This is a genomic window from Streptomyces sp. NPDC021080, assembly GCF_044333225.1.
In the GTDB taxonomy this organism is placed as follows: Bacteria; Actinomycetota; Actinomycetes; order Streptomycetales; family Streptomycetaceae; genus Streptomyces.
In genome coordinates this window covers 226,839-249,638 of sequence record NZ_JBIRQM010000002.1, presented here as the reverse complement: position 1 = coordinate 249,638, position 22,800 = coordinate 226,839, and the positions used below count along the sequence as shown (strand labels likewise).

General features: G+C 72.5%; 22 protein-coding genes. 3 read left to right on the top strand and 19 right to left on the bottom strand.

All coding sequences use genetic code 11. The features are described 5' to 3' along the window. Positions 1-196: 196 nt before the first annotated feature. The 4 genes from ACH4S8_RS05180 to ACH4S8_RS05165 are packed head-to-tail and all read right to left on the bottom strand — an operon-like array spanning position 197 to position 4,606. Positions 197-1,198 (bottom strand): aldo/keto reductase family protein, encoded by a 1,002-nt coding sequence (locus ACH4S8_RS05180; protein ID WP_398391061.1) that lies wholly within the window; start codon positions 1,196-1,198, stop codon positions 197-199. A 13-nt stretch (positions 1,199-1,211) separates the two neighbouring features. Then, complete coding sequence (locus ACH4S8_RS05175; protein WP_398391059.1) at positions 1,212-2,003, bottom strand: 2OG-Fe(II) oxygenase; 792 nt, start codon at positions 2,001-2,003, stop codon at positions 1,212-1,214. An 18-nt stretch (positions 2,004-2,021) separates the two neighbouring features. After that, a complete protein-coding gene (locus ACH4S8_RS05170; RefSeq protein WP_398391058.1) occupies positions 2,022-3,647 on the bottom strand; it encodes an MBL fold metallo-hydrolase in 1,626 nt (541 codons plus the stop codon). Next, positions 3,644-4,606, bottom strand: coding sequence for a class I SAM-dependent methyltransferase (locus ACH4S8_RS05165; protein WP_398391056.1), 963 nt, complete (start codon positions 4,604-4,606; stop codon positions 3,644-3,646). Before ACH4S8_RS05165 ends, ACH4S8_RS05170 begins: the two co-directional genes overlap by 4 nt. A 144-nt stretch (positions 4,607-4,750) precedes the next feature. On the opposite strand from ACH4S8_RS05165, the gene ACH4S8_RS05160 reads away from it, so the two are divergent. Next, positions 4,751-5,314: a histidine phosphatase family protein gene (locus ACH4S8_RS05160; protein ID WP_398391054.1), complete on the top strand. Its 564-nt coding sequence runs from the start codon at positions 4,751-4,753 to the stop codon at positions 5,312-5,314. A 143-nt stretch (positions 5,315-5,457) separates the two neighbouring features. Here ACH4S8_RS05160 and ACH4S8_RS05155 read toward each other — a convergent pair whose 3' ends face one another. From ACH4S8_RS05155 to ACH4S8_RS05100, 12 genes are all read right to left on the bottom strand, one after another. Next, complete coding sequence (locus ACH4S8_RS05155) at positions 5,458-6,642, bottom strand: hypothetical protein (RefSeq protein WP_398391052.1); 1,185 nt, start codon at positions 6,640-6,642, stop codon at positions 5,458-5,460. Between the two features lie 13 nt (positions 6,643-6,655). Further along, on the bottom strand, positions 6,656-7,636 hold the full coding sequence (locus ACH4S8_RS05150; RefSeq protein ID WP_398391050.1) for an aKG-HExxH-type peptide beta-hydroxylase: 981 nt from the start codon (positions 7,634-7,636) through the stop codon (positions 6,656-6,658). Positions 7,637-7,665: 29 nt separating this feature from the next. Next, a complete protein-coding gene (locus ACH4S8_RS05145) occupies positions 7,666-8,637 on the bottom strand; it encodes a hypothetical protein (RefSeq protein WP_398391048.1) in 972 nt (323 codons plus the stop codon). Between the two features lie 13 nt (positions 8,638-8,650). After that, the gene (locus ACH4S8_RS05140; protein WP_398391735.1) at positions 8,651-9,742 is read right to left on the bottom strand and encodes a radical SAM protein; all 1,092 of its coding nucleotides are present in this window, start codon (positions 9,740-9,742) and stop codon (positions 8,651-8,653) included. A gap of 157 nt (positions 9,743-9,899) precedes the next feature. Next, positions 9,900-10,901: an NAD-dependent epimerase/dehydratase family protein gene (locus tag ACH4S8_RS05135; RefSeq protein ID WP_398391046.1), complete on the bottom strand. Its 1,002-nt coding sequence runs from the start codon at positions 10,899-10,901 to the stop codon at positions 9,900-9,902. A 257-nt stretch (positions 10,902-11,158) separates the two neighbouring features. After that, on the bottom strand, positions 11,159-12,238 hold the full coding sequence (locus ACH4S8_RS05130) for a phosphotransferase family protein (protein WP_398391045.1): 1,080 nt from the start codon (positions 12,236-12,238) through the stop codon (positions 11,159-11,161). Next, positions 12,216-13,370 carry a hypothetical protein gene (locus ACH4S8_RS05125; RefSeq protein WP_398391044.1) on the bottom strand — a complete coding sequence of 385 codons (1,155 nt, stop codon included), beginning with the start codon at positions 13,368-13,370 and terminating at the stop codon, positions 12,216-12,218. The genes ACH4S8_RS05130 and ACH4S8_RS05125 overlap by 23 nt, the downstream gene beginning before the upstream one ends. Then, positions 13,367-14,251 carry a glycosyltransferase family 2 protein gene (locus ACH4S8_RS05120; RefSeq protein ID WP_398391043.1) on the bottom strand — a complete coding sequence of 295 codons (885 nt, stop codon included), beginning with the start codon at positions 14,249-14,251 and terminating at the stop codon, positions 13,367-13,369. Before ACH4S8_RS05120 ends, ACH4S8_RS05125 begins: the two co-directional genes overlap by 4 nt. Then, entirely contained in the window at positions 14,248-14,916 is a 669-nt protein-coding gene (locus ACH4S8_RS05115; protein WP_398391041.1) for an AAA family ATPase, read from the bottom strand. The genes ACH4S8_RS05120 and ACH4S8_RS05115 overlap by 4 nt, the downstream gene beginning before the upstream one ends. 98 nt (positions 14,917-15,014) lie before the next feature. Then, positions 15,015-16,379: a protoporphyrinogen/coproporphyrinogen oxidase gene (locus tag ACH4S8_RS05110; RefSeq protein ID WP_398391040.1), complete on the bottom strand. Its 1,365-nt coding sequence runs from the start codon at positions 16,377-16,379 to the stop codon at positions 15,015-15,017. 114 nt (positions 16,380-16,493) lie between these two features. Beyond that, positions 16,494-16,649, bottom strand: coding sequence for a hypothetical protein (locus ACH4S8_RS05105; protein ID WP_159765597.1), 156 nt, complete (start codon positions 16,647-16,649; stop codon positions 16,494-16,496). 255 nt (positions 16,650-16,904) lie between these two features. Continuing rightward, positions 16,905-18,164 (bottom strand): nucleotide sugar dehydrogenase, encoded by a 1,260-nt coding sequence (locus ACH4S8_RS05100; protein ID WP_398391038.1) that lies wholly within the window; start codon positions 18,162-18,164, stop codon positions 16,905-16,907. 435 nt (positions 18,165-18,599) lie between these two features. Between ACH4S8_RS05100 and ACH4S8_RS05095 the strand changes: the two genes are divergently transcribed. Beyond that, complete coding sequence (locus ACH4S8_RS05095; protein WP_398391036.1) at positions 18,600-19,319, top strand: hypothetical protein; 720 nt, start codon at positions 18,600-18,602, stop codon at positions 19,317-19,319. A 54-nt stretch (positions 19,320-19,373) separates the two neighbouring features. Here the strand turns inward: ACH4S8_RS05095 and ACH4S8_RS05090 are convergent, their stop codons facing one another. Next, positions 19,374-19,931, bottom strand: a complete 558-nt coding sequence (locus ACH4S8_RS05090) for a GNAT family N-acetyltransferase (protein WP_398391035.1) — start codon at positions 19,929-19,931, stop codon at positions 19,374-19,376. 193 nt (positions 19,932-20,124) lie between these two features. On the opposite strand from ACH4S8_RS05090, the gene ACH4S8_RS05085 reads away from it, so the two are divergent. After that, entirely contained in the window at positions 20,125-20,952 is an 828-nt protein-coding gene (locus tag ACH4S8_RS05085; protein ID WP_398391034.1) for a class I SAM-dependent methyltransferase, read from the top strand. A 139-nt stretch (positions 20,953-21,091) separates the two neighbouring features. Here the strand turns inward: ACH4S8_RS05085 and ACH4S8_RS05080 are convergent, their stop codons facing one another. Together ACH4S8_RS05080 and ACH4S8_RS05075 are read right to left on the bottom strand one after the other, a co-directional pair. Further along, positions 21,092-21,640 (bottom strand): hypothetical protein, encoded by a 549-nt coding sequence (locus ACH4S8_RS05080; RefSeq protein ID WP_398391032.1) that lies wholly within the window; start codon positions 21,638-21,640, stop codon positions 21,092-21,094. A gap of 352 nt (positions 21,641-21,992) precedes the next feature. Further along, positions 21,993-22,793: an ABC transporter permease gene (locus ACH4S8_RS05075; protein ID WP_398391031.1), complete on the bottom strand. Its 801-nt coding sequence runs from the start codon at positions 22,791-22,793 to the stop codon at positions 21,993-21,995. Between the last annotated feature and the right edge of the window lie 7 nt (positions 22,794-22,800).

Genomic DNA, 22,800 nt, shown 5'->3' with positions numbered 1-22,800 from the left:
GCGCGGCGGCACCCTCGGCCGGGGAAGGGGGGTGGTTCCGGCCGAAGGTGCCGCCGCAGCCTGGGGGTGCGCCCCGCACCGGGGGCGCGCCGCGCGGTGGGGTTGCGCCGCGCACCGGGGTTGCGCGCCGTGGTGGGGCGCGCCGCGTGGCAGGGCTGTGCAGTGTGGAGGGGTGCGCCGCGTGGCGCACCCCCGGTCAGGGCCCGTGCTGCGGACTCGTGGTGAGGGCCGGGTCCGTGAGCGCCACGGGGGCGAGGACGGCGTCCACGGCCTCCCTGAGATCGTCGTCCAGGACGACGTCGCAGGCCGCGGCGTTGGCGGTGATCTGCTCGGGTCTGCTGGCCCCGATGACGGCGCCCGCCACGTTCGGTTCGCCGAGGACCCAGGACAGGGCCAGGACGGGCAGCGCGATGCCGGCCGCCTCGGCCAGGGGCAGCAACCGCTGGACGCGGTCGAGGATCTCGTCGCGCAGCACCTTCTCCATGAAGTGCCCCCCGAACCCCTTGGTGTCTCTCGCCCGTGACGAGGGCGGCGGCGGCCGGCCCGGCACGTACTTTCCGGTGAGGACGCCCTGAGCCAGCGGGGAGAAGGCGAGCTGGCTCAGGCCCAGTTCCCGGCAGGCGGGTATCACCTCGGCCTCGATCACACGGTGAAGCGCCGAATAGCGGGACTGGTTGGACACCAGCGGCACCCGCAGCTCCCGGGCGAGGGCCTGTGCGGCGCGTATCTCCTCCGCCCGCCACTCCGAGACCCCGATGTAGAGGGCCTTGCCCGAGCGGACGACGTCGGCGAACGCGGTCATCGTCTCTTCCAGCGGGGTGCCGTGGTCGAAACGGTGGGCCTGGTAGAGGTCCACGTAGTCGGTGCCGAGCCGCCGCAGCGAGACGTCGATCGTCTCCAAGATGTGCTTGCGGGACAGACCCCGGTCGTTCGGCCCGGGGCCGACCGGCCAGTACACCTTGGTGAAGATCTCGACGCCGGAGCGGCGCTCGCCCGCCAGCGCGCGGCCGAGGATCTCCTCACCGGCGCCGAACGCGTAGCCGTCGGCCGTGTCGAAACTGGTCACACCACAGTCCAGCGCGGCCCGCACGCAGGCGAGCGCCGCGTCCGTGTCGATCTGCCCGCCGTGAGTGATCCAGTTCCCGTACGCGATCTCGCTGACGTGCAGACCGCTGCGGCCCAGCCGGCGATGCCTCACCGTCGGTCTCCCTTCACGCCGGGCCGTCCTTCGCCGGGTCGGTCCAGAAGTGGACGGTGACGGTCTTGCGCAGGACGTGCGCCGGGGCGTGCACGGCGGACACCCCGTGCAGCGAGCGGGCCGTCGTCTCGATGAGGACACTGCGGTTGAACGCGGGCAGGATCCGCACCGGGGACCGGCCGTGTACCGGCTCGCCCAGTTCCAGCCAGCCGCCGTCCTCCGGGCGCCAGCCCTCGCTGAGGTAGGTGAACAGCGAGTACCGGCGCAGCCGGCCGGTCTCCGGGTGGCGGTTGGAGCCGACATGGGCATGATGGACGGCGCCCCGACCGGCGAGGCGGTAACTGCCCCAGTCCCCGTCGGGCTCCGTGCGCAGGCCGTGCACGCCCGTCACCTTCGAGAGGAATGCGGCGAGGTCGTCCCCGAGCAGTGCCGTGCACAGCTCCCGCAGGGCGGGCCCGGCCAGGCCGCGGTCCTGCGAGTGCCAGCGGGGGATGCCCGGTTTCGCCGTCATCACGGAGGTGTCCGGGAAGGCCCGCGCGGCGGCGCGCAGGGCCTCGGCGGGGAGGATCTCGTCCCACACGTGGTGCGGGAAGGGTTCGGCGCGAAAGCAGGGCGCGTGCCCCGTGGCCGCCCCGGACGCGTGCGCCGCTCGCGAGTCCGGCTCGTGCGCCGCGTTCGAGCCCGGCTCGTGCGCCGCGTTCGAGCCCGGCTCGTGTGCGGTGTCCGTGCCGGGCCCGTGCGCCACGTGCGCGACCGGTTCGTGCGCCGCGTTCAACTGCCGTTCCATGGCCGCGTAGTTGATCAATTCCGTTCCTGCCTTTCTTCAGGACGCCGGGAGGGCGTCCGAGAGGGTGTCCGAGGGGGCGTCCGGGGCCGGTGCCTCCGGCGGGCCCTCCGCAGGGCCCGCCGGAGCGATGTCGAGCCGTGCGCGGCCGTTGGAGCAGGTGCCGTCCGGCAGGGCGAAACGCCAGCCGTGCTGGGGGCAGACCACCGCCCCCAGCGCCGGGTCGTAGTCCTGCGGACCGAGCCGCGCGCCCAGGTGGGGGCAGGTGTCGGACACGAGGTGGGCCCCCGTGGCCGTCTCCAGCCGGAACGTGCCGGGCTCGCGGTCACGGGCCGTCCGTACCAGGTACTCGGCCAGGTCGTCGGGCGCGCTGCAGCGCAGCACCGACATGAGCTCCTCGTTGTAGGCCCCGATGCCGGGACGCCAGGCCCGGAAGCGGAAGGAGAAGAAGAACTCCTCCCAGCTCGTCCCGCCGCCGAGGATGTCCGGGAGGAACCGTGACGGCAGGGTGAAGCGGTAGTCGTACGTGTCCGTCCCGGACCCGGTTCCCTCGCGGACCTCGAGAGACCGGAAGTCGACGAGCCAGAAGCCCCCGCCGGAGCCGGTGATGTCGAAGGCGACGACGGCGTCGACGGCCCGGCACAGGCTTTCCCCCGCCGCGAACAGTGCCGCGAAGTGGGCGGCGAAGTCCCCGAAGAGACTGCTCCGCGGTTCCGGGTGGCGGGCCAGCACCTCGGCGATCGCGGGTGCCCGTCTGCGGGCGTAGTCCTCCACGTAGGCGGGCAGGTCCGCCCAGTCGAACTCCTCGCGGATCTTCGGATCGGGGCTCAAGTGGCCCGTTTCCACGTCGAGTTCGTCGCCCGGAAGTGGAGCCACGGTGCGCTCCGCCAGATCGGGGTGCTCCTGGCGCAGCCAGGCCGTCAGTTCGGGCGGTGTCGTGAACACCGAGGAGTCCGCGAAGAAGTGCGGGGTGAGCTCCGGGTCGAGCAGAGCCGGCGGCCCGGCGAACGCGACGGCGCTGCGCGGGTTGAGCGCCTGCATGTAACGGGTCCACCGGCGCATGGAGTTGACCTTCTTCCGCTCCGCCGCGTCCACCTGTTCCTCCTTGGTGAACGAGTACGCGAACGGGAACCACGTGGCGCCGGAGAACTGGGCCATCACGACGTCGATGCGCGGGTGCAGCCGGCGGATGGCGCGCAACTGGTCGCGGTCGACCTGGCAGTCGTTGAGGTTGACCACGACCTGCCCGGTGGAGGTGTCCTCGATGACCAGGGCCGAGTCCTGGTGCCGCGGCGTGGGGGAGTGGACCATCCGCAGGCGGAGCGGACCGGCCTGGTGGACCTCCTGGTCGCCGAGCAGGACGGGGGCCGGACCGCGCATCGCCGCGACCAGCCGTTTCCAGCTGGGCAGCGGGTAGTCGGGCATCAGCAGGGTGACCGACGGGTCGAGTGCGTTCAGCACGTCGGCGTCGAAGTGGTCCTGGTGGTCGTGCGAGACGTACACATGCGTCGCGTCGTACGCGAGCGGCTCGTACGGGCTGTTGTCGGGGAGCTGGTGCCAGCCCGAGAGGAAGGCGCCGCCCCGGGAGAACCACGGATCGCAGACCAGCTTCACGCCGTCGGCCTCCACTAGGGCACCGGCGTGCCCCAGGAACGTGATCTTCATGGCTGCCTCCTGGCATGCGGGCGGGGAGTGGAGTACGGCTTGCGGGCCGCGACGAGATGCCGCGCGAGGTTGGGATCGGCGGAGCCGGCGAACGGCCGCCCCCGCACGCACACGTCGAGTCCGGCCGCAGCGAGATGGGCGGTGATCTGTTCGGCGGTCGGCACGTGCAGGACGGAGTGGAAGACTTCGGGCGGCGGGCCGTCGCTGCCGTCGGACACCGCGATGATCCGGTGGCCGAGCAGCGCACCGCCCGCGGCGACGAACCCCTCGCTGAGCAGCAGGTGCGGGCCGTCCCGGAACACCGATCCGCCCCGGCGCCGATGCACTCGGCGTCCCTCGTCGAACCCGGCGGTGCCGTCCTCGGCGAGCCGCAGATCGAGGACGGCGGTACCGCCCTCGCGGAGGTTTCGCGCGAGCGGGCCGAGCAGCGCCCGCAGAGCGTGCGGTGCGAAGAAGTTGGCCGCGTCGTAGGTGAGCAGCAGGGTGTCGTACTCCTGATCGGCCGTCAGAAGTGCCGTGTCCGCGGCGTCCGCGAGCAGGAAGCGGGTGTCGTCCTGGCCGGCGAACCGGCGCCGGGCGTGGTCGACGACGGCGGGACCGGCGTCGACACCGACGTAGGAGGTCAGGCCGTGCTCGCGCAGGGCGGCCGTGTAGTTCCCCGGACCGCACAGCGGATGGTGCACCCGGCCCGCCCGCCAGTTGGGCAATGCCGCGCCCAGCCAGGCGAGTTGACGCGCCACGACGGCCGGGGGGCGGGAGGAGTCCGTCGTCGTGGCGTTGGTCTGCTCCCGGAGCAGACGGCCGCTGAACGCGAGGTCGCCGTAAGGCAGCGGCGGAAGCGCGGCGATGTCGTCCGGGTCCATGCCGGCGATGTCGGGCAGGTCCGGCCGGAGGGACCGGGCGCCGTGCTCGAGGAATTCCGCGGTGATTTCCCGCGGTGTTCTGTCGACGAGTTCCATACTGACTCCATAGCCTGCGGAACGTGCCCGCCCCGCGCTCCATTTCGCGTTCAGGTTCTGTGCGCGGGATCGCCGTGGTCAACGAATGTGCGGATAACCGCGAATTCTTGGACTCCGCCGCCCGGCCCCGGCATGATGCGCGGCATGTTTGCCCATTCATGCACCGTTGTTCTGGATCTGGTTCCTCATTGCGCCTCCTCCCCGCGTGAGCGGTGGAGCGGTGACGACGACCTGCGACCACTGAGCGAGGAGGGAATGCGGCAGGCGGACGTCCTCGGCGAGGTCTTCGAGCAAGGGGTCGACGCCGTGTACAGCAGTCCCGCGCTGCGCTGCGGCCAGTCGGTCGCCCCGCTGGCGGCGGCCCGCGGAGTTCCCGTCGTGACCGACGACCGGTTGCGCGAGGCCCGGGGGTTCGCGCAGCCGGCGGCCTGGATCCAGGGCGTGTTCGAACCCATCGGCCCGTCGCTCGGCGGCGCGTGGGCGGCAGGCCGCGCCCTCGGTGCCCTGGTGGAGATCGCCGGCCGTCACCAGGGCGGCCACGTGGTCGCCTGCTCCCACGGCGACACCATTCCCGCCGTCCTGGCGTACCTGGCGGCCGCGTACGACTGCGAACTGCCGCGGATCGTCGGGCGGGGCAGCTGGTTCCGGCTGCGGCTGGAGGACGGCCGGCTGTCCATGACCGGCCTGCGCCCCACCGACCTCGCCTGACCGGCTCACACCCGACGGATCCCGTCCGGCCGGCCTCGTCCTGCGAGGTCGGCCACGGGTCCCGTAAGGCCGAGTCGCGAAGTGGGCCCCGTACGGCCAGGGCGGTCAGGCGGGGCCGTACGACACGGGGCACGCCGGCGTCCTCACCCGCCCGCCGGGCCCCGCAGGTCCGGTTGCGCCCGCTCCACCAGCGCCGCCATGACGGCGACGCGCCGCCGCGTGTCCGGGGCCTCGGCCGCCTCGCCCCGGGACCTGGCGTCCAGGGCGAGCAGCCGGTCCGCGACCCGGACCAGCGGGAGTCCGAAGTGGTACGCGGCCACGAGCCGGAACGCGAGCGCCACGGCCCCCGGATCGCACGGACCACCCGCTGCCGCCATCCCCGTGTGATGGCGCTCGGCGGCCGCGGCACCGAGCGCGAGGACGGCGTCGGGCTCCAGGTCCGCGGCCGCCGCCGACGACAGGGTGAGGGTGGCCAGGTCCTCGCCGGCCGGCCCCAGCCCCACCTGACCCCAGTCGATCGCGACCGTGCGCCCGGCGGTCCGGAACAGGTTGCGGGGGGTCAGATCCCGGTGCACCAGGGAGGCCGGCAGCGCCCGCAGTGTGCGTACGGCGTCGTCGTGACGCTGCGCCAGCACCCGCAGTGCCGCGGCGGTCTCCCGGGGGAACAGCCGGCGCACCGCCGGGTCCGCGCTCGTGGCGGCCTCCGCGACCCGGTCGATCAGCGCGAACCGCTCGTGCAGCGCGGCCTGTTCCAGGAACGGCCTGCACCACCATTCCCGGTGGGCGGGCCGCTGCCGCAGGGAGCGGGCGTGGAAGCCGCCGAGGCACTCGGCCGTGTCGAGCAGTTCGCCGGCCGTCCACGCCTCCCCGGGCGTTCCGTCGACCCGCTCCAGCCACAGCCGGAGCCGCTCACCGGGCAGCGGCACGATCCCCAGACACCGGACGGCGGCGAAGTCGCCCCCGGCCGCGGCCGGCAGCGGCGAGGCCAGGGCCAGGGCCTCGCGCCGCCAGTACGCCCAGTCCGCCGGGCCGTCGCCCCCGTCGTCGATCTGGCGGGCCAGGTCACGCCGGCCGGGCTTCCAGCGGCGGTACCGGACCTGCTTGAGCACGAGCTCCCACGCGCGGTCGCCGGCGTCGGTCGAGGCCGTGCCGCGCAGCGCGTGGAGACCGTCGCTCGCCCGGCTCCAGCTCTCGTAGCCGACCGGTTCGCCCGTGAAGCCGCTTACCCGGGCCGTGGGATCGGCCAGCAGCGCCCGTACGGGCTCCCGCAGGTCCTCGGAGGTGAGGCGGGGCAGCGTGCCGTCGTGACGGTAGGGCGGTCCCGACACCGGGTGCCGCCCCTCAGACCGTGCGTCGCGCGTCGGCGACGGCGGCCCGCAGGTACGTGCGCAGGCGCTCGCTGTGGACCTGGTCGAAGCAGGCGAGGGCCGACGCGTGGCCGGTCTCCAGCGACTCCGTCTCGACGGCGAGGCGCCGGCGCAGGACGGCGGCGAGCCGGGAGTCGTCGTCGCTCGCCGGCTGGATGCGGGCGAGGTACTGGATGACGTTCGCGAAGGCGAGAGCGGCGTGCACGATGCCGAACACCGGCCGGTCCTCGTTCTTCCACGGCGAGTGGAAGAGGGGGCCGCCGTCCTCGAAGACCACCCCTTCGGACTCCAGGGACTCGTTCAGCCATGAGTGGGTGGCCTCGTGCACGAGGGTCTCGCCCAGGCGCAGCGGTTCGTCGGTCCAGTTCAGGACGACGGTGCCGGGCAGGAAGTCGAACGTGTAGCTGCGGCAGGTCGCGCCGAGCGGCACGGCCTCGGTCCAGATGACGACGGCGGTGGAGGAGCGCAGCACCTCGCTGCCGACGGCGAGGGCGGCGTCCACGGCCTCGTTCAGGGTGCGTGCGACGCGCTCCCGCTCCGCCGCGTCCTGTTCGGGTGACGATCCCAGCAGGTACATCTGGCTGCCGAGGCGGTCGTCGTCCACGGCCTCGCAGTCCGCGGCCCGCACCACCATGACCGGCCCGACGGCCGTGGGCACGGCCTCGGCGCGCAGCGCCGCCCGGTTCTGCCACAGGCGCACCGCGCGCCGGGCCCGGTCGGCGTCCCGGGTCCGCGCGGCGATCTGTGCCTGCTGGAAGGCGTGGTGCAGGACGGCGTTGTCGAAGGCGTCCAGGGTGTCGTCCAGGCCGCCCAGGTCCGTGCCCGGTACGAGCCTGCCGAGACTGGCGAGGATGGTGTGCGCCCGCTCGGCGCGGCGTGTCACCAGCCGCGCGGTGAGGTCGGCCTGCAGCGGCGCGGCGGGTGCGACCGTCTCGACGGTGTCGGTCTGGGTCATGGTGGTTCCCGGTCCTTTCGGGGCGGTGGTCAGCGTACGGCGCTCGGTGCGGCCCACCGGTCGAGGTGTTCCCTCTTCTCGGCGTCCGTCAAAGGCCTGATCTCGCGGATGTAGTCGAACGGGGACTTCACGGCGAACTGCCGCCGGTTCCAGCAGGGGTAGGTGGTACCGATGAGCTCGGCGACGATCCCCATGCCGACCGTCGCACCGACCCTGGCCGGCAGCTCGGCACGCAGGGCGCCGAGCCGGTCGTGGATCTCCCGGCGACGGGCGACGGACACCCGTGCGTCCTGCTCCTGGCGCAGGGCGAGCCGGTCGTGGAGCTGGAACGCCAGGGAGTCGGCGAAGACGCCGGTCAGCCACTCCCGGTCGGCCGCGGACAGTGGGCCGGTGCGTGCGCCGACGGCCTCCTCCGTGCGCAGCCACTGGCCCATCCAGGACCGGGCGCCCTCACGCAACAGCGCCTCCGCGAACGACAGCGGGTCGGGTCCGGGCCTGCCGGGAACGGCCACGTCGCACACGTCGGCGAGCGAAGCGGTGCCGGGACCGTCGCCGAGGACCACGGCGCCCACGGCGAGGTCGACGACATAGCGCAGGCCCACGTCGTCCAGCAGCCGAGCGGCGTCGCCGACCGCCTCGCGGTCGCGCGCTCCGGCCGGCCGGAGCGAGAGGAGACCGGCGTCCGCCACGGCGTCGAGGACCGCGATCCGGGGACCGTCCGGCAGGGCCAGCGGCGCGGTGACCGCCTCGGCGGGGTCGAGGGCGACGGCCGGGCTGCCGGCGAGGCCCACGAGGGCGCGGCCGAGCGCGTGGAGCTGTTCGGACGCGGGCTCGGCCGCCGGGTCCGGTGAGCCGTCACGGGCCCCGGCGGCGCGGCGGGCCCAGGCGTTGCTGTGCGGCTCGACCCACAGCAGGAAGGAGTGGACGGCACGGCCGTCGAGCGAGGCGTTCCAGTAGCGGTTCTGGGTCTCGTCGTCATCGATGACGGGGAGGAGGAACATCGGGTCTTCCCTTTCAGGCCGCTGCCGGCAGGGCCGCGGCCACGTGGTCGATGACCTTGCGGCGGTAGTCGCAGTACTCCTCCTCGAAGCCGGTTCCCTCGAAGCGGAGCCGGTCGGGGAGGGCGCCACCGCGGCACGAGGCCTCGTGCGAGCAGCCCGCGCACTTGCTGAGCAGGGCGGACAGATCGGTGCGCAGCCCCGGGTTGCTGTCCAGGGTGAGCAGTTCGTCCATGCCGGTGGCCGTGTCCACGGAGCCCAGCAGCGCGCCGGGCATGCTCAGTTCGTCGGAACTGCCGATGCGCCCGTCGGGGTAGAGCGTCACGACGAAGGGTTCCTTGCGGTCGCTGAAGCTCGTGTAGCTGGTGGGCAGTCCGGACAGCGACCGGATGACGCTGAAGAACGGTTCCAGCACGTACGACCCGTAGGCGCGGGTCGACGACCAGTGCTCGAAGGCCTCGATCAGGAAGTCCGCGTACTCGTCGGGAGTCGTCGCCCACCCAGGCATGCCGACCCCGTCGGGGTTGAGCACCTGCAGCGACTGCCGGTTGGGCGTTCGATAGTCCTTGGTCTTCACGTTGAAGTCCAGGCACCCCGAGAGCTTCACGACCTTGACGGCGTCGAACTTCTGGAGCGAGTCCAGTACGTCCGCGGCGCGGCCGAGGATGCGGCGGGTGACCACGACGATCACGCCGACGTTGCGCCCCCGGTCGGCCATCATCTCCAGCGCCTTGGTGACCTTGCGGTACGTGGGCCGGTCCCGGAAGTCGACGCGGTGGGCGTTGCCCTCCTCGTCGCCGTCCAGGCTGATGCCGATCTCGATGTCCGGCCATTCGCTGTCGAAGAAGTCGAGCCACGCCTTGTCGAGGAGGATGCCGTTGGTCTGCATCGAGACCGTCACCGGCCCCTCGTACCCCCGCAGTTCCGCGAACAGGTCGGCCATCCTGCGCCGGCCGATCAGCAGTGGCTCCCCGCCGTGGAGTTCGACCGCCAGCGGCCGCCCGTCGCACAGGGCGAGGAATTTCCGCAGCACCTCCGGCTTCAGCATGAGGGCATTGGGGTACGGCTTCCGGCGTTCGTAGCAGTAATGGCAGTTGATATTGCACATTTCTCCGGGGAGTTTCAGCATCGCCAATATGGTTTCCCCGTGAGCCGGCAACTGAAGTTCCATGGTGCAGCTCCTCACATCGAATGGCTGCGAAAAGATTCTCGTGGCCGTGGAAACGCGTCAACGAAATACGGTTCTTCTTGCGCGAACCCGCATGTCACCGCCCGGCGGTGACCGCACCGCCCTGCCGCGCCTCCGCCGTTCTCCGTACGAGTTCGGCGGCCGAGAGCCAGTCGGTCCCGCCGACGGCCGAGGTCAGCCGCTCGACGCGGGGCACGCGGCCGGTCACGTCGGTGCGGCCCGGGAAGACCGACTGGTAGGGCACGTGGACGACCCCGGCGGTGCTGCCGGTGGCCTCGATGACCAGGCGGGCCAGGTCGCCGATCGCCGTCTCGGTGGTGGAGCCGATGTTGAACACGTTGGCGTCCGGCCGCCAGGCGGCGTCGGACGCGGCGAGGTCGAGCAGACGGCTCGTGAACTGGTCGACGTCGGTGAAGCAGCGGCGCTGCGTGCCGTCCCCGTGGACGGTCAGCGGCGTGCCGGTCTCGGCCTGCCGGAAGAAGGTGGGCAGGACCATGCCGTAGCGGCCCGACTGGCCCGGTCCGACGACGTTGAAGGGGCGCACCACGAGCACGGGCCGGTGGCGCCAGGCCTGCCGCCCCAGCCGTTCCATCTCCCACTTGCCGGTGGCGTACCCCGGGGCTCCGCCGTCGTACGCGAGCGGGACGGTCCGGTCCAGGGGCACGTCCTCGCGCAGCACGGCGGAACTGTCGCTGAGCCCGTAGACGGCGGAGCTGGACACCAGGACGACGGGCGTGTCGCCGGAGCGGGCGAGGACGTTCGCGGTGCCGTCGTGTCCCACGGCGTACGCGAGCCCGGCCTGCCGTGCCGCCAGCCGCATGCCGACGACGCCCGCGAGGTGCAGGACGAGGCCCGTGCCGCGCGCGGCCTCGGCCACCGCTTCCGGGTCCAGCACGCTGCCGCGCACGAGGGTGACGCCGGGGACGCCGCCGACGGACTCCGCCCGGCCGGTCGTCAGGTCGTCCAGGACCCGGACGCGGTGGCCCGCGGAGGCGAGGGACCGTACGAGCCGGCTGCCGATGAAGCCGGCACCGCCGGTGACGAGGACGGGCTGGGAGGTTGCGGTGGAGGACCACATGCCGGTGTCTCCTTCGTGGTGAACGGGAATGGTTTCGGCGGACCGGGGGCCGGGCGGCGCCGTGCCGGGGTGGGCGCGATCCGGTGGTCCGTGCGTCCTGGCGGGGCCGAGGGGCGGGCGGTCCCTGAGTCCCGGCGGGCCGGGGCACCGGTGGCGGGGCCGCCCGGCGGCAGCGCGGCGGACCGTGCGCCCCGTGGTCCCGCGGATGGCCGTCGGGGCCGTCGGGGCGCCGCGATCGGGCAGCCCCTGAGCCCCGGTCACCTCCGCACCGCGTCCTCGACCGTCCGCGGCAGCCTTCGGGCCCACCACAGCAGCCGGGGAGCCCAGCCCGCCCGCTCCTCCGGTTCCGCCTCGGCGAGGAAACGCGCGTACGTGACGATCTGGTTGAACACGGCGACCGGTTCGGCGAGTCGCCACACCGCCCGGCACCGGGCGGGCGACATCAGCGGCGACCAGCCCGAGAAGTACCGGTCCAGGGCCCGGCCCCGGGCCCCGGGGTCCGGACAGCTTCTGAGGGCCGCCACGACGTCCAGGAACGGGTGGCCGACGGCGGCCTCCGCCCAGTCCAGGAGCACGATCTCGCCCGTGGCCCGCGCCACGCCCCAGTTGCCCGGGTGGAGATCGCCGTGCACGAGGGTCTCGCCGGGTGGTGCCGCGGCCAGCGCGGCGCACAGTTCGGGCAGCCGGGAGCACGCGCCCGCGAACCGGAACCGCTCCTGGGGGGAAAGCGCGTCCGGGAGCCCCGAGTCGGGTTCGAACAGGCCGCTCCGTGCGACGGACGGGACCGCGTCGGCCAGCGCGCGCGCCGTGCGTACCCAGCAACCCGCCGCGGCGAGCTCGGGCGTCCGGCCCAGCCAGTCGCGCTGCACGTCGCCGAGGACGGCCAGGGCCCGGCCCCGCGCGTCGTGCGGCAGCTCCGTCCCGGGCCGCAGCCGGACCTCCCGGGTGCACCAGCCGTCCTCGGGCGGCGCGTCGGCGACGACGGCGGGCACGAGCCGGGGGCGGCGGCCCGCCAGCAGGGACAGCACCCGGCCCTCGTGCGCCAGGGACGGGAGGGACTGCTTGTAGAACACGGCACCGCCCGTCGTGGGGCAGCGCAGCACGACCGACAGCGACCATCGTTTGACGTCCTCGACGGGCCCGGTGCGCCGCAGGCCCGCCACCGCCAGTTGTGCGTCCACGACGGAGACCGCCCGGTCCCGCCAGCCGGGCAGGAGCCAGGGCCGGACCACCGGGCCGGTACCGGTACCGACGAGGGCACCGACATCGACAGGGGTACCGGTACCGGCGCTGGTGTCGGTGTCCGCGCCGGTGTCAGTGCCGGAAGAAGCGTTCACCGGTCACGACCCAGCTCATGCCGTGTGTCGCACAGGCCTCGCGCAGCGCGTCCGCGTCGGTCGAACCGCCGGGTGTGACCAGGTGGGTGACACCGAGGCGGGCCGCGAGTTCGACGACCTCGACGAACGGGAAGTGGTTGTCGGCGGCGAGCGTCACCCCGGACAGCGGCGGTGTCGCGCTCCAGTCCGGCTCCCGGCCGGCGTCCTTCGGATCGGCCAGCACCCGGGCGAACGCGGCGCGGACCGAGGGCGTCAGGTCCCCCTCGGCGAGACGCGCCCGCCACACCGCGCGCTCGGCGGGCCCGACGCCGTCGCGGAACCGGAGGCCCAGGACGTCCGGATGGCGGCGGCGCTGCCAGGTACGGGCGCGGGCGGCGGCCAGCCGGGTGCAGTCCAGGCGGTTCTGCTGCCCCATGCCGATCCCGATCGTGGCGCCGTCGACGACGAAGGCCATGGCGTTCGACTGGGCGTGCCGGACGGCCGTGACCGCCACGGCGAGGTCGTTCGCGCGGCCGGGCGTGCCGTACTCGGTCCGCACACCGCCCGCGAACCCGGGCAGCGGCGCGGCGCGGCGCGTGAGACGCAGCCCGCCCGTCTCCACGGTCTCCCGCGCGGCCGCGCTCCCCGCCCGCGGCGGCCCGGCCGGGTTCCCGCGCAGCACGATGAAGCGGCCCTGGTGGAACCGGGAGAGCTCCGCGAGCGCGTCGGGGGCGAAGTCCGGGGCGATGACGCCGATGGCGTCGGCGAACAGATGCGCCTCCGCGAGCGAGACGGGCTCCGACACCGCGACGAAGTCGCCGTAGGAGCACTTCGGCGCGGTGTGCCGGGCCCGCAGGACAGCCCGGCCCAGGGCACCGGCCGGCAGCGCTCCCACGTCGTGGAAGGCCTCTTCGCCCGGCGCGAAGGGCACACCGAGCGCGATGCCGGCCGGGGAGGTGTGCTTGAAGGACGCGCAGGCCGCCGTACCGGTGTGGCCGCGCAGAGCACGCACCGCCTCCCAGGCGCCGAGCGCGTCGAGCACATTGATGTACGACGGGCTGCCACGCAGCAGTTCGAAGGGGGGCTCGCCCGGTACGACCGGCTCCGCCAGGGCACTCTCGTGCGGGTTCAGCCCTCGGGACAGTTCGATCACGGTGTCTCCGGACTCGGTAGGAGGGAGGGGGCGGGCAGGCCGGACCGGAGCGCGTCCAGCACGCCCGTCTGCCAGCCGAGTTCCCACATCAGGGCGGACAGGGCGGCCGGCGCTCCGGCGCGGGCCGTCGCCGCCGGCAGCCGCAGCCAGTCCGCCAGGTACGCGCGCCAGGTCACCGGTGGAACGCCGTGCGGGGCGAACTTCCGGCGCAGGGCCACGATGTCGCGGCCCTGGAACCGGCCCCGGCGGAATCTGCCGCGGTGCGTGCCGCGGACGCTGACCGACACGACGGTGTCCGCGACTCCGATGGCCCGGCCTGCCAGCTGGGCGCGCCAGGAGATGTCGATGTCGGCGAGGGCGGGCAACTGCTCGTCGAAGCCGCCGAGTTCGTCGAACAGTGTCCGGGAGATACCCATGAGGCCGCCCAGGACGTGCGGTTTGAACAGGCTCGCGGTCAGGATGTCGCAGAGCTGGTCGGGGGGCGTGCCGCGCAGGACGGCGGGCGGGTTCAGACGCCGGTAGTCGATGCCGGCGGTGACCAGTTCGGCCTGGTCCAGAGCCGCCGCCATCGCGGCGATGTGGCCGTCGGCGATCTCGTCGTCGGCGTCCAGGAACAGCAGCCGGTCGCCGCGGGCCGCGCGGGCGCCGGTGTTGCGCGCGGCCCCGGTGCCACCGCGCCGGGAGCGGGTGACGATCCGGACGTCCGCGGGCAGGGTGTTCCGGTGGCTGTCGACGACGGCGGCCAGGTCGTCGGTGGAGCCGTCGTCGACGACCACCAGACCCCAGTCGGCGTCGGTGCGCTGACGGCCGAGGGCGGCGAGCTGACGGCCGACGCAGTGCGCGCTGTTGTAGCAGGGCAGGACGACGTCGATCCGGCTCACGTGGTCTCCAGCAGCTGACGTACGGGAGCCGGATCGCCGTCGACGGCGCGGAACAGGTCCGACAGACGGCTGTCCTCGTGCGCGCCGGCGGTGTTGCGGAAGACGTGTACCGGCGGGAGGTACGGCGGCGGGTCGTCGAGGAGGAACGAGCGGTACACCTTGCTGACCTTGTCGAGGGTGTAGCTGTTCTCGTAGTGCCGCATGCTCTTGCCCCGGGCGACGACACGGTCCGCGGCCAGGCCGACGGGGACGTCGAGGTAGACGACGAGGTCGGGCAGCAGCGTGCCGTGCGCGTGGTGGCGGTCCAGCGTCTCGCGCGCCGGGATGCCGTACAGCACCTCCAGATAGGCCGCGTCGCTGAAGACGTAGCGGTCCGACAGCACGGTCCGGTCGCGCAGCAGGTCGCCGATCGCGCCCGCCTGCAGCTGCTTGTCGCGGAAGTACGCCTCCGTGATCCGCCGGTGGCTGTGCCGGTGCGGCCGGTCCTCCCGGACGTCGATGATGACGCGGGCCGCCTGAGGGTCGAGCCAGGAGTGCTGGCCGATGCGGGACAGGGGACGGCCCTGGGCCCGTACGTGTTCGGCGATCAGCCGGGCGGTCGTGGTCTTCCCGGATCCGTCGACGCCTTCCAGCGCGAGGAATCCGTGGTTCGTGGTGCTGGGCAAGGGGATCTCCCTGTCTGCTGTCCGGGCCGTGTCGTCTGTCCGGGCCCTGTCTGCCGTCCGGACCACGTCGTTCGTCCGGGCGGTGTCTGCTGTCCGGTTCATGTCGTCGTGAGAGCCGAGCGCTCCGCCCCCCAGGCGAAGGCCTCCTCCATGACCTGGGACATGGAGGAATAGGTCCAGGTGCCGTAGCGCCCCATCGGGGTGACGCCGCGGGAGGTGAGGAACCGGGTGGCTTCGGCGGCGGTCTCCCGGGCGGTGTCGGTGAACACGACGTATCCGGGGTCGGAGGTGAACACCCGCGATCCCACGATCCGGCTGCCGGGACCGAGCAGGCCGACCTCCTCGACGCCGCGTACCACTTCGGCGATCAGCGCGTCGTCCGGCGCACGCGGTCCCTCGGAGGGTTCGAGCACCTCGGCGAGGACGCCCCAGCCGTCGGCGGGCGCCATGTCAGGGTCGAACTCCGTCATGAAGACGAGGCGGGTGAACGGAACGTCCTCCCGCGTGTAGTAGCGCCAGTGCCCGGTGTCGCGGGGCCGGGGGCCCTGCACGGCGAGGGCCACCGACCGGACCCGGTTGCGCGGCAGGGCGCGGCACCGTTCGACGAGCGCGGAGGGTGCCGCGCGGCACAGCGACACCGTGGTGGGCAGGGGGAGCGTGGAGACGCAGTCGTGCGTGTAGTGGAAGTCGGTGATGCCCTCGGGGGAGCGGGTCCGCACCGTGCGGGCCTCCGTGTCCAGGGCGGTGACGACGTGCCCCGGCCGGAGGTCGGCCACCCGGCCGGCCAGTGCCCGGGAGAGCACCTCCATGCCGCGCTGCCCGTCGCCCGTGGGGCGCGGGTACCAGCCGCGGGAGTTGTAACCGGGGGCAGGGCGCTGGGAGTTCGCGCCGCGTTCGATCTCCGCGATGCCGGGCCGGGTCAGGTTCCAGTGGAAGCCGGAGGCCGACAGCGTGCTGAGCGGGCGCCGCCAGAGCTTGCGGTTGTACGGGAAGAAGAACAGCTCGCACAGGGTGCGGCCGAAGGCTCCCAGCAGCAGTTCCTCGTAGGTGCGCGGCGGCGTGGTGTCCTCGTGCGCGGCGCGCAGGTCGGCCAGGCAGGCGGCCCGCACCTCGGGCGGGAGACCGAAGAGGTTCAGCTGGACGGGGAAGCGGGTGGTCCCGCGGGCCGTCTCGACCCGGGCGTCCGGGGGACAGGGGCGCAGGACGTCGCCGAGCAGCGAGCCGATGCGGGCCTCGACGTCGGGGTGGCTGAAGTAGAGCAGATGGATGACGTGGTCGAACCAGTACTCCCCGATGCGCTCGGTGCGCACCAGACCGCCGGGGCGGTCCTCGGCCTCCACGACGACAGCACGGCCGTCGAGCTGCGATGCGGCGGCCAGGCCGGCCAGTCCGCCGCCGAGGATCAGTACCTCGGTCTCCACTTCACGGTCGGCGGAGTCCGCCCACGGGGACGGGTTGAGCATGACGGGCCACCTCGCAGTGCCGGCGGGGACGAACGCCGAGCCGCTGGTGCGCGGCGGGCGCGGGGGACCGGCGGGCGGCGGCGAACCGCCGCCCGCCGGTTCGGGCTGTGCAGGTCAGACGGCGTCCGAGGTCTGCTCGGTGACGTGCTCCCACGGCTTCACCGAGACCGCGGACGAGTGGGCCGTGTCCTTGGCGCTGACGGACTCCAGGTCGTAGGACTTGACGGCGTCGACGAAGGCGTCGAAGGAGATCTCGTTCTTCTCGGACATGATGTACCTCTTTCTCTGGAGACAAGGGAAATTTGATTCCCGGGAATGAAATTAGCAATGCCCCGGCGGTCGAATCAATGAAATGCGGAACCGTTGATTGCGGATATCCGCAGTGCCGATATCCGCAGCGGTGGGATCCATGGTGCTGAAATCGGCAGTGCTGAAATCGGCGGCGCCGGATTCCGGAAACGCGAATGTCCCGGCCGGCATCCCTTTTCCTGCTCGGATGCCGGCCGGGTGACGGTGCGGGCCGGGTCAGAGATGCACCACGCGCGCGCCGACGGTGCGGCCGCTGGTGTCGAACAGCAGGGGTGCGATGTCCGCGATGGCGGCCAGGTCGTAGTCGAGGTGCGGCTGCAGCAGTACGACGAGATCGGCCCCCGAGACCGCGTCCTCCAGCGAACCGGCCGCCGTGACGACGTGTCCGTTCAGGCGCAGCGTGCCGATGTGCGGATCGTGGAACCGCACGTCGGCGCCGAGGTCCAGCAACCGCTCGGCCACAGGGACCGCCGGTGAGTTGCGGGCGTCCGCTATGTCCGGCTTGTAGGTCGCCCCGAGCAGGAGCACCCGGGTGCCGCGGACACTGCGCCGACGCTCGTTGAGGAGGCGGACGACGCGGTCGACGACGTAGGCCGGCATCCGGTCGTTCACCTCCTGTGCCATCTCGGGAAGGCGCAGCGGACGGCCCGAGGCCCGGCCGCTGAAGGCCAGGTAGCCCGGGTCCACGGGGATGCAGTGGCCGCCCACCCCGGGGCCCGGCGAGAACGTCTGGAAGCCGAACGGCTTGGTGCCGGCCGCGGCCACCACCTCCCACACGTCCACACCGAGTCCGTCGCAGTACACGGCCAGCTCGTTGACCAGTGCGATGTTCACCTGCCGGTACGTGTTCTCCAGCAGCTTGGTGAGTTCGGCGGCGGCCGGGGTGCTCACCGTCACGACCTTCTGCACCATGCGTTCGTACAGCGCGGTGGCGGCCGCCGTGCACCGCGCGGTGACCCCTCCGACGACCTTCGGTGTGTTGTGCAGGCCGAACGCCGGGTTTCCGGGGTCGACCCGCTCCGGCGAGAAGGCGAGCAGGAAGTCCTCGCCGACGGTTCTGACGCCCTGCGACAGCACGGGCAGCAGGACATCGGTGGTGGTTCCCGGATAAGTGGTCGACTCCAGCACCACGAGCGCTCCCGGCCGCAGCCGCGGCGCCGCCAGGCGAGCGGCGTCCAGCACGGCCGTCAGGTCGGGCACGCAGTCACGCAGTGGCGTCGGTACGCAGATGGTGACGGCGTTCGCCCCGGCGATCACGTCGGCATCGGTGGTCGGCGTGAATCCCGCGGCCAGCGCCTCGGCGATCTCCTCGTCGGAGATGTCGTCGACATGGCTGATCCCACGGGCCAGGGACTCGATACGGGCGGCGTCGACGTCGAGGCCGGCGACCCGCATGCCGTTGCGGGCAGCCGCGACGACCAGCGGAAGCCCGGCGTAACCGAGTCCGACGACGGCCAGGTCGTAGTTTTCAGTCACGGCCCCGGCTCCTTCCAGTGCGCAGGCAGAGGAATCTGCGATCCGCCGCGAATGCGGCACGTCCCTGCAGGATGACCGAGGCGCCTCTCCGGGTGCCAAGAAATTGCGGAAATGCGAACGGGGGACGGGGAAGTCCGTCGGACGGTACTGCGGGAATGCGCATTCCTGGCCCGTCGGCGGCGGAAGCGGACCGCTGCGCCGTCCCCGGTCGTTAGGATCGCCCGACCGCCGCCAGCACCCGGAAACCGGAGGGGAATCGTGCCGAGCACGCAGGAGAACTCGGGAGTGAGCCCGGAAGAGAACTCGGACGGGAAATCGGAAGGAAGCTCGGAAGGGAGATCAGAAAGGAACCCGGAAGAGAGGACCACCGCGGGGGCGTACGGGCCGCTCGCGCACTGCCGCACGCTCACGCACCGCCCGCGATTCCCGAACGTCATGCCCGACGTCGGGGAGTTCCTCGGCCGCTGGAACGCCCCCGGGGCGCCGCGCCGCGCCGCCAGGCTCCGCACCAGCGCGGACGGCAACATCAACACGGTCGGGCTGCCGGGCATCCACGAGGCGGACGACGTCGACCCCGCCCACCCCCAGTGGCGCGCGGCCATCGAGGAGGGCGTCTGGCCCCTGGTGGACGCGCTCACCACGGGTGACTGGCGGCTCGCCACCTACGACAGCTGCCAGGGGCACGACTACGACTCGCCGTCCCTCACGAACGGCTGGCGCCGCGTCGGTGTCCTGCCGCGCACCCGGGACGAGTTCGCGCACGCCGGGGCGGCCCTGTGCCGGTCCGTGCGCGCGGCGTCCCCGGACGTTCCCGCGCCGGTGCGGATCACGCTGAGCACCTGTGACCTGACGTGCGGGAGGACCGGGCGCACCTACCCGGTGCTCGACCTGGGGCTGGAGCCCGCGCCGGGTGCCGGCGCCGACGCCTACTTCGCGACGGTCGACACGGCGACCGGGGTGCTCACCGCCCGGCTGCTCGCCCGGCGGCCCGCCGCCGACGAGCCGTGCGGCTGCGTGGGCGGCGGGCACCGAGCCGTCGACCGGACCGCAAAAGGACATGCCAGCCGGGAGCGCATCCCCCGCTCGGCCCGGTCCTCAGACGTCTCGCATCCGACGGCGAAGGAGCGCAACGGAGCTGGACGAACAACCCCGTGACGTCCGCGCCGTCCAGCCCCCGCGATGGGGGAGCGGGCACGGGCGGTGCCGCAGTCAGCCGGCGGCCGGTGAGGACGGATCAGCACCCAGCATCGAATACATGATCATGTCCCGGCGTTCCTCGCCCACCTGCTGCCAACCGCGGAGCAGGCCCTCACGCTGAAAGCCGACATGCTCAGCCGTCCGCCGTGAGGCTACGTTCCACGGCTCGACATACAGCTGAAGACGGGGAATCCGCAGGTCACCCAGGGCCCAGCGGACAACCGCCCGGAGGGCCTCCGCCGCGACCCCCTGGCCGCGGGCCGACCCGGCAAGCCAATATCCCAGCGACGCACGTCCCTCGCTCCGATCCCTCACCCAGAGACCGACCATCCCCAGCGGACGTCCGTCCTCGATCCGCACGATGACGAACGGATACCCGCCACCGGTGGACGCCCGCTCCCACTGCCGCCGGACGAACGCCTCGCCCGCCGCTTGCGAATACGTCGGGGGAACAGTCGTGATCAACGGGATGTAGTCGTCGCTCGACGCCTCCTGGACGAGGGGCAGATCACCGAGCTCCCAGGCACGGAGCACGAACCTGTCACCAGCGGTCAAGCGCGGGACGTCCAAGGGGGCAGCCATGCGTGCATCCTGCCGGGACCACCGCCTCGATGCACGCAAGTTTCCGCTGTCACCAGGGCATTCAAACAGTTCACGACCGGCTCACCGACCGGTGCTGCTCCGAACTACCGGCGGCAGCGCGTCAGCGGCTGCCGGTAAACCAATGGCCTCTGCGTGGACGAGCCTCATAACTTGTGCGTTCGTGGCTGACGATCCGAAGACGCGCCCGAATCGACACGACCTCGGCCGAGTGTTCAACGAGGTGCCCGAGCTCTACGACCGGGTCCGGCCGGGATACCCCGACGAACTGTTCGAGGACCTCGGCGCCATCACCGGCATGGACGAAAGGTCGTCGGTGCTGGAGGTGGGCTGCGGTACCGGTCAGGCTACGCGCACACTGGCAGCGCTCGGATGCCCGGTGACCGCCGTCGAGCCGGGTGCGGACATGGCCGCACTCGCTCGCAGGCGGCTCGCCTCCTTTCACGACGTCGAAGTCGAGACGTCGACGTTCGAGGAGTGGGACGATCGCGGCCGACGCTTCGACGTTCTCGTGGCTGCATCGTCGTGGCACTGGGTCGACCCGTCGGTTGCCTGGCAGCGAGCGCACGACGTGCTCTGTCCTGGAGGATGGACGGCGTTGCTCGGCCACGTCGTCGTCCGCCGGCCGGGAGAGCCGGAGGTGTATGCCGAGACCGCCGATCTCCACGAGCGGTTCTGCCCCGAGAACCCCGACTGGAGGCATCCGCCGCTCGAGGAGGACGTGCGAACCACCGACGGGGGCTGGGGACCGGTCGACGATCCCGGAGGATTGTTCGGCCCGACGACCGTGCGCTGGTATCCGACCGTTCAGTGGTTCAACGGCGACGGCTTTGCCGATCTCCTTCGTTCACAGTCGCTGTACCGGAAGCTCGACCGGGATGTCCGCGAGCCTCTGCTCGACGCCGTCGCCGAGCGCATCCGTATGCGGATGGGCGATCGGGCATCACGCCGTTGTCTGAGCGTCCTGCGTGTCGGACAGCGCGCCGAGTGAGGCCGGGGACCGATCTCTGAACTATTGGCCGCGGTTCGTCCACCAGCCCGTCCGGCCGGGCAGCCGGAAACCGGCGACGCCACGTGCGGACCGTGTCCGCCGCGATCCCCGACTCCCGTGCCACCCCGACAATCGGCGGCTATGTTCTTCGCGGTTTGCGCGGCCTGCCCCAGCTGCCGTGCGGCCGGTTCCGTTCCCGGGCCAGCGCAGCGGCGTCGAACTGGGCCTTGCCGGTCACTGCTCGTGGTTCGGGTACGAGCGTGGTCGCAGTCGACCGCCACGGGACAGCCGACGCCCAGCCGACCAGGGGCATGGTCTCGTCGTAGTGCGGAGCGAACTGCGCGACGACGATGGTGGGCATCCGGTAGTTCAGGCCGCGGACGTGTTCGACGAACGCGTCGGGCAGCGATACATGGTGCGTTTCCACGTAGTGCGGGAAGTCCTGGCGCCACAGCCAGGAACCGTCGGTCACCAGGGAAGAGCATCCCGGAGAGTGCCGGTGGGCGCTCCCGGTGATGACGTCGTGCCCGCCTTCCATGACGTCGATCAGGACGTGGCCGGCGTCCAGGTAGGCCACCAGGTCCATCTCGTCCGGCTCGCCGACGAGCCGGACGGCATCGCGTATCGATCCGTTCGGCCGGCCGCAGCAGTTGTCCAGTTCGTCGTAGAAGCCCAGCAGTCCCAGCACGACGTCTCCTTCGACGAGCCTTCCCCTCCCGCCGGCACCCGTAGACGCGGCCACCGTCGACCACCGGTGTGCGAAGACGAACGATCACGTGGTGGCCGCAGGCCACAGCGTAGACGCAGCCCACTGGCGGGACGTGTTCGAGGGCCCGATGGACCGCATCGCAGGCAGGTTCGCCCGGGTCGACCCCGTCGCCGGATACGGCACCTGGTGCCGGGGCCGGTCGCGGACCTGCCGCGGAAGAACTGCCGGATTCCCCGCCCGAGAGGCCGGGCAGCGGTCCGTCGGCGGCACCCCCGGCGACCCTCACCTTGATCGCTTCCTCGGTCCGGAGGAGCGGCCCCGGACCCCGGCGTCAGTAGGACAGGTCCAGGGTGCCCGCCCGGCGGGCGGGCACCGCGACCAGCCAGCGGAACGTGACGACAGCGGCGGCCAGCCACAGGCCGGCGGTCAGCAACGCGGGAACGACCGGGCCGAACACCTCGGCCGCCGGGCGATTGTCGGCGACGGCCCTGAGCGCCCGCAGCGTGTGGGTCAGCGGCACGGCCTGGACCACCGTCCGGGCTCCCCGCGGCCAGAAGTCCACCGGCACCTGGACACCGCAGAACGCCATCATCGCCAGGTAGGCGCAGTTGGAGACCACGTTGCGCAGCCGCGGGACGTTGACCACCACCACGGCCAGGAACAGCCCGACACAGTAGGTGCCCACCGCGGTGAGCACGGTCAGCAGCACGACCGGCACGACCTGCGCCGCACTCCAGGAGATCCCGAAGAACGGCCCGAGACCGAACAGGGCCACCAGCGCGGTGGCCACACCGCTCATCGGCCAGTGCAGACTGCGCCCGACGAACACCCACACCGGATCGGCGGGGCTGGACACCAGCAGCGAGAGCGTCCCGGCCCGGCGCTCTCCGCTCGTCGTCGCCACCACGGCCATGGTGTCGACGACACAGGTCATCAGCGCGTTGCCGAGCGCCAGATACCGGACCGCGCCGGGCTGGTCCAGCATCCGGCCGAGCCCGGTGAAGAAGAGCACCTGGGCGAGCATCCTGCCCAGCCAGCCGAACAGCCAGCTCCGCCAGGTGTAGGTGGCCTTGAAGTCGGCCACGGCGTTGAGGAAGCCGTAGCGCACGAGGTGAAGCGCGGATGGGTACACGTCTGCT

Excerpts from the sequence above, each read along its gene's own strand:
- ACH4S8_RS05170 (WP_398391058.1), bottom strand. The coding sequence starts at position 3,647 with ATGAAGATCACGTTCCTGGGGCACGCCGGTGCCCTAGTGGAGGCCGAC.
- ACH4S8_RS05165 (WP_398391056.1), bottom strand. The coding sequence starts at position 4,606 with ATGGAACTCGTCGACAGAACACCGCGGGAAATCACCGCGGAATTCCTC.
- ACH4S8_RS05160 (WP_398391054.1), top strand. The coding sequence starts at position 4,751 with ATGTTTGCCCATTCATGCACCGTTGTTCTGGATCTGGTTCCTCATTGC.
- ACH4S8_RS05150 (WP_398391050.1), bottom strand. The coding sequence starts at position 7,636 with ATGACCCAGACCGACACCGTCGAGACGGTCGCACCCGCCGCGCCGCTG.
- ACH4S8_RS05145 (WP_398391048.1), bottom strand. The coding sequence starts at position 8,637 with ATGTTCCTCCTCCCCGTCATCGATGACGACGAGACCCAGAACCGCTAC.
- ACH4S8_RS05140 (WP_398391735.1), bottom strand. The coding sequence starts at position 9,742 with ATGTGCAATATCAACTGCCATTACTGCTACGAACGCCGGAAGCCGTAC.
- ACH4S8_RS05135 (WP_398391046.1), bottom strand. The coding sequence starts at position 10,901 with ATGTGGTCCTCCACCGCAACCTCCCAGCCCGTCCTCGTCACCGGCGGT.
- ACH4S8_RS05110 (WP_398391040.1), bottom strand. The coding sequence starts at position 16,379 with ATGCTCAACCCGTCCCCGTGGGCGGACTCCGCCGACCGTGAAGTGGAG.
- ACH4S8_RS05105 (WP_159765597.1), bottom strand. The coding sequence starts at position 16,649 with ATGTCCGAGAAGAACGAGATCTCCTTCGACGCCTTCGTCGACGCCGTC.
- ACH4S8_RS05095 (WP_398391036.1), top strand. The coding sequence starts at position 18,600 with ATGCCCGACGTCGGGGAGTTCCTCGGCCGCTGGAACGCCCCCGGGGCG.